The following is a 2223-nucleotide window of genomic DNA, read 5'->3' as shown; positions in this document are numbered from 1 at the left end:
GGACTGCTCGAGCTGTTCACCACCCTCACCTTCATGGCCGGCGTGACGGAGCGGATCCGGCTCGGCACCGCGGTGTGCCTCGTGCCGCAGCGCAACCCCGTCTACACCGCGAAGTCGGTGGTGACCGCCGACTGGCTGTCCGGGGGCCGGGTCGACTTCGGGGTCGGGATCGGCTGGCTGCGCGAGGAGTTCGAGGTGCTCGACGAGCCGTTCGAGCGGCGAGCCAGCCGGACTCGGGACTACCTGGCGGTGATGCGGACGTGCTGGGCGGACGAGGTGTCCTCCTACCAGGGCGAGCACTACACGATGCCGCCGTGCCGCATGTACCCGAAGCCGGTGCAGCAGCCGAACCCGCCGATCTACTTCGGCGGGGAGACCGACCCCGCGCTCCGGCGGGTGGCGACGCTCGGCAACGGGTGGATCGGCTTCAACCACCTGCCCGACTCGGCCGGGGCGTCGATCGAGCGGCTCGAGCGCTTCCTCGTCGAGGCGGGACGGTCACGGTCGGACGTCGACGTGACGGTCGGCACGTACCTGCAGCCCGTGCAGCCGTCCCACCTGCCGGCCTACCGTGACGCCGGGGTCGACCAGCTGGTGCTCTCGGCCTTCGGGGCCGACGCCGCCGGGATCGCGACCGCGATCGGCAAGCTGGGCGACGAGTACGTCGACGCGGCGAGCCGGCTGTGACGAGCCGTACGGGAAGAGAGGATCTCGCATGGGTGAGGACCGCAAGCTCGGGAGCGTGGCCACGAAGCGGCTGTTCGAGAACGAGCGGGTGCGCGTGTGGGAGATGGAGCTCGAGCCCGGCGACAGCTCCGACGTGCACGAGCACAAGCTCGACTACGTGCTGATCCAGCTCGAAGGGGACAAGATCGCGGGCATCTTCGAGCCGGACACCAAGGGCGGCTACCCGCCAGGGGTCGTCGAGGGCGACGTGGCGCCCGGCAACGTCATCTACATCGAGCGCGGCGGCATCGAGACGGCGAAGAACACCGGGACGCGCCGCTACCGGGAGATCCTCGTCGAGCTCAAGGATTGAGCGTCGCCGGCCCGACGGACCTGCCCCTCGCGGGGCTGCGCGTCCTCGAGCTGGCGACCCTCTACGCCGCGCCCCAGGTCGGCGCCATGCTCGGCGACCTCGGCGCCGACGTGGTGAAGGTCGAGCCGCCTGGCGGCGACCCGATGCGCCGGATGGGCGTCGTGCGCGACGGCGTGGCCCGAAACTGGACGTGGGTGGCGCGGCACAAGCGCTCGATCGTGCTCGACCTGGAGGCAGCCGAGGACCGGGCGACGTTCGACGGCCTCGTCGGGGCCGCCGACGTCCTGGTCGAGAACCTCACCCCCACGATCCGGGACCGGTGGGGTTGCGACTACGAGCGGCTGGCGGCTCGCAACCCCGGTCTCGTGGTGGTCTCGGTCAGCTGCTACGGCCGGACCGGCCCGTACGCCGACCGTCCGGGGGCGGGGACGCTCGCGGAGGCGTTCGCGGGCCTCGCCCACCTCACCGGCGAGGCCGACGGGCCCCCGACCTTGGCCTCGGTGCCGCTCGGCGACACCCTCACCGCCTTCGCCGGCGTGATCGGCGCGCTGGCCGGGTGCTGGGCGCGCGAGCGCGGCTCGGCCGGCCGGCTCGTCGACGTGGCGATGTACGAGCCGGTGCTGGCGGTGCTCGGCGGGACCCTCGCCGCCTTCGACCCGGCCGACCCGCCGCACCGGTCCGGGAGCCGGGTTCGGGGCGGCGTGCCCCGCAACGTCTACCGGACCCGCGACGGCGCGTACGTCGCCGTGTCGGGCACGACCGACCCGCAGGTGTCGCGCCTGCTGCCGCTGCTCGGCCGGGACGGTCCCGACGATCGGGCCCGCTTCGGTCGATCCGACGCCCGGCTCCGGCACGCCGACGAGCTGGACGGCCTCGTCGCCGACTTCGTCGCCGCCCGCGATCGCGACGCGGTGGTGGCGGCGTTCCTCGCCGCTCGCATCCCCGTGGCGCCGGTCAACGACCTGGCGTCCGTCCTCGCCGACGAGCACATCCGGGCCCGGGGCAGCCTGGCCCCGATGCTCGCGTCCGCGGGTCCGGCGCTCGGCGCCGACCGGGAGGCGGTGGTGCGGGACTGGCTGGGGCCGACGGGCTGAGGGTCAGCCGGGCTCGTTGCCGACGATCCCGACGAAGCTCACCATCTCGCCCGGGTAGCCGCCCAGGTTGTGGGTGAGGGCCAGCCCGCG

General features: G+C 73.6%; 3 protein-coding genes. All 3 read left to right on the top strand.

What is annotated here, in order from left to right:
* Positions 1-687 (top strand): TIGR03619 family F420-dependent LLM class oxidoreductase (locus VG869_10860; GenBank protein HEV3451694.1); only part of this gene is annotated, 687 nt, incomplete at its 5' end.
* A gap of 28 nt (positions 688-715) precedes the next feature.
* A complete protein-coding gene (locus VG869_10855) occupies positions 716-1039 on the top strand; it encodes a hypothetical protein (protein HEV3451693.1) in 324 nt (107 codons plus the stop codon).
* A complete protein-coding gene (locus VG869_10850; protein HEV3451692.1) occupies positions 1036-2133 on the top strand; it encodes a CoA transferase in 1098 nt (365 codons plus the stop codon). Before VG869_10855 ends, VG869_10850 begins: the two co-directional genes overlap by 4 nt.
* Positions 2134-2223 lie beyond the last annotated feature (90 nt).

The organism is Acidimicrobiia bacterium (genome assembly GCA_035948415.1).
Taxonomy (GTDB): Bacteria; Actinomycetota; Acidimicrobiia; order IMCC26256; family PALSA-555; genus PALSA-555.
This window is presented reverse-complemented; position numbering and strand designations above follow the sequence as displayed.

Coding starts and splice junctions, on each gene's coding strand:
- VG869_10855 (HEV3451693.1), top strand. CDS start 716: ATGGGTGAGGACCGCAAGCTCGGGAGCGTGGCCACGAAGCGGCTGTTC.